This is a genomic window from Streptomyces sporangiiformans (assembly GCF_005768555.2).
GTDB lineage: Bacteria > Actinomycetota > Actinomycetes > Streptomycetales > Streptomycetaceae > Streptomyces > Streptomyces sporangiiformans.
Map to the genome: position 1 here is coordinate 1 of NZ_VCHX02000042.1, position 3,365 is coordinate 3,365.

Below are 3,365 nucleotides of genomic sequence, written 5' to 3' on the forward strand. Positions count from 1 at the left end.
GGAGGCGTTGGATGCGGTGTGTGCGGGGTTCGACCGGGTGCTGGAGCGGCCGCTGCGTGAGGTGATGTTCGAGGGCGGGGAGTCGCTGGATCAGACCGGGTTCACGCAGCCGGGTCTGTTCGCTCTTGAGGTGGCGCTGTACCGGTTGGTGGAGTCGTGGGGTGTGCGGCCGGATTACGTGACCGGGCATTCGATCGGTGAGCTGGCGGCCGCCCATGTGGCCGGGGTGCTGTCCCTGGATGACGCGGTGACGCTGGTGGCGGCTCGCGGGCGGTTGATGCAGGCGCTGCCCGCTGGTGGCGCGATGCTGGCGATCGGTGCGGACGAGGCGACGGTGGCCCCGTATCTGGAGGGCCGCGAGAGCCAGGTGTCGCTTGCCGCTGTCAACGGTCCGTCGTCGGTGGTGATCGCCGGAGACGCGGACGTGGTGGCCGAGCTGGGCGCGCGGTTCGCTGAACTGGATTGCAAGACCAAGCAGTTGCGGGTCAGCCATGCGTTCCATTCGCCGCACATGGACGCGATGCTCGACGACTTCCGCCGTATCGCCGAGTCGCTCACCTACGAACAGCCGTCCATACCGGTCGTGTCGAATGTGACCGGCCAGGCCGAGGCGGACGTCGCGTCGGCCGACTACTGGGTACGTCATGTCCGTGCGGCGGTGCGTTTCGGTGACGGGGTGCGCTGGCTGGAGGACCAGGGCGTCAGTGTGTTCCTGGAGCTGGGCCCGGACGGTGTCCTGTCCGGCATGGCGCAGGAATCCCTCACCGGAGACGCCCAGTTGATCACGGCCCTGCGCAAGGACCGACCCGAACCGGAAGCCCTCGTCACCGCCCTCGGCCGCCTGCACGCCGCAGGCGTCACCCCGGACTGGCAGCCGTTCTTCACCGGCACCGGCACCGGCGCCCGCCGCGTCATCCTCCCCACCTACCCCTTCCAACGCCGCCACTACTGGCTGGACCACAGCGGTCCGGCCATCGGAGACATCGCCGCGATCGGGCAGGGCAGCACGGACCACCCGCTGCTCGGCGCGGCCGTGACCCTGGCCGACGGAGACGGCGTCCTCATGACGGGGCGGCTCTCCCTTCAGACGCACCCGTGGCTCGGGGACCACCGCATATCCGGAGCCGCGCTGGTGCCCGGTACCGCGTTCGTCGAACTCGCGGTGCGCGCGGGAGACGAGGTCGGCTGTGACCGGGTCGAGGAGCTGACCATCGAGGCACCGCTCGTCCTGCCCGAGACCGGCGGTGTTCACATCCAGCTCGCCGTCGGCGCGGCGGATGGGTCAGGGCGCCGTACGGTCACGGTGCACTCACGGCCCGAGGACGCCCCAGCCGAGCAGCGGTGGACCCGCAACGCGGGCGGTGTGCTGGCCGCCGACGGTCGCGTGGCCGCCTTCGACCTGGCCCAGTGGCCCCCCGCGGGGGCCGAGCCGCTGGACACCGCGGGACTCTACGACCGTCTCTCCGGGCTCGGTTACGGTTACGGCCCGGTCTTCCAGGGACTGCGTTCCGCGTGGCGGCGCGGTGACGAGGTCTTCGCCGAGATCGCCATGGACGAGGACCAGCACGACGAGGCGAGCCGTCTCGCCCTGCACCCGGCCCTCCTCGACTCGGCGCTGCACGCCGTGGGTCTGGCCGACTTCGGCCGAGGCGGTCTGCCGTTCGCCTGGAGCGGTGTCTCGCTGTTCGCCACTGGCGCCTCCGCGCTGCGGGTGCGCCTCGCCGCCACGGGCACGGACGGCGTCGAGCTCGCCGTCGCCGACGCCTCCGGCGCACCCGTCGCCTCCGTCGAGTCTCTGGTGTTCCGGCGCGTCACCTCCGACCAGGTGAGCGCCGCCGGAGCGCCGGCCGACGACTCGCTGTACCGGGTCGACTGGATTCCGCTCCAGGTCACCGAGTCCGAGACCGGGGCCGACGACGGTCAGACGGGGCCGTGGGCCCTCGTCGGCGCCGACGTACTCGGAGTGCGTGGTGGCCTGGCCGCCGCGGGCGTCGAACTTTCCGTACACGCCGACTTGGCCGGCATCGCTCCGGAGACCGAGGCGATCCTGCTCTCCGTGCCGGGACCGGACACGTCCCATGACACCGAAATCGGCCTCAATGCCATGGCCGGAGCCGACGCCGCCCGCGCCGCCACAACGCGGGTGCTCGCGTTCGTGCAGGAGTGGCTGGCCGACGAGCGTCTCGCCGACTCGCACCTGGTGGTGCTGACGAAGGGTGCCGTACCCGCAGCCGCCGATGCCGATGTCACCGACCTCGCCGCTGCCGCCGTATGGGGCCTGCTGCGCTCGGCGCAGTCGGAGAACCCGGGCCGGATCGTGCTCGTCGACCTCGACGCCGAGACCTCCTCGGCGCAGGTACTGCCCGACGCCCTGACCACCGGCGAGCCTCAGATCGCGGTACGCGACGGCAAGCCGTACGCGCCCCGCCTCGCCCGCCCGGGGACCGGCGGCAGCCTGGTGCCTCCGGCCGGGCCATGGGTCCTCGACACCGTCGGCGGTGGCACCCTGGACGGCCTGGTCCTCGCCGAGCAGGAGACCGTCGAGCCGCTCGGAGCCCAGGACGTGCGGATCGCCGTGCGCGCGGCGGGCGTCAACTTCCGCGACGTCCTCATCGCCCTGGGCATGTACCCGGGCGGTGCCGTGATGGGCGCCGAGGCTGCCGGCGTGGTCACCGAGGTCGGCCCCGGTGTGACGGAACTGGCCGTCGGCGACCGCGTGATGGGTATGGTCGGCAAGGCGTACGGACCCGAGGCGGTCACCGACCACCGCCACCTCGTCCGCGTCCCGGACGACTGGTCGTTCGAGCGGGCGGCGACGACGCCGATTGTGTTCCTGACGGCGTTGTTCGGGCTGCGGGATCTGGCCGGCGTGCAGGCGGGACAGCGTGTGCTGGTGCACGCGGGTGCCGGTGGTGNCGGCGTGCAGGCGGGACAGCGTGTGCTGGTGCACGCGGGTGCCGGTGGTGTGGGCATGGCGGCGATCCAGCTGGCCCGGTATCTGGGGGCGGAGGTCTTCGCGACGGCGAGCGAGGGCAAGTGGGACACGCTGCGCTCGTTGGGCCTGGACGACGACCACATCGCTTCCTCGCGGACCCTGGAGTTCGAGCGGAAGTTCCTCGCCGTCACCGACGGCCAGGGTGTGGATGTGGTGTTGAACGCGTTGGCGGGGGAGTTCGTGGACGCCTCGCTGCGGCTGCTGCCCCGCGGCGGGTGGTTCCTGGAGATGGGCAAGACCGACATCCGTGACCCGGAGACCATCGCCGCGACCGTGCCGGGACTGCGGTACCGGGCGTTCGATCTGGCCGAGGCGGGTGCGGATCATACGCGGCGGTTGCTGGCGGAGTTGGTGGAGCTGTTCGGGCAGG

2 protein-coding genes are annotated in these 3,365 nt (G+C 71.8%); both read left to right on the forward strand.

Going from position 1 to position 3,365, the window contains the following annotated elements; all coding sequences use genetic code 11:
* Window positions 1–64: 64 nt before the first annotated feature.
* Window positions 65–2,915: acyltransferase domain-containing protein (locus tag FGD71_RS02675; protein ID WP_244951191.1), on the forward strand; the 2,851-nt coding region annotated here is incomplete at its 3' end.
* Window positions 2,916–2,971: 56 nt separating this feature from the next.
* On the forward strand, window positions 2,972–3,365 hold a 394-nt coding region (locus FGD71_RS48370), incomplete at its 3' end, for a zinc-binding dehydrogenase (protein WP_244951192.1).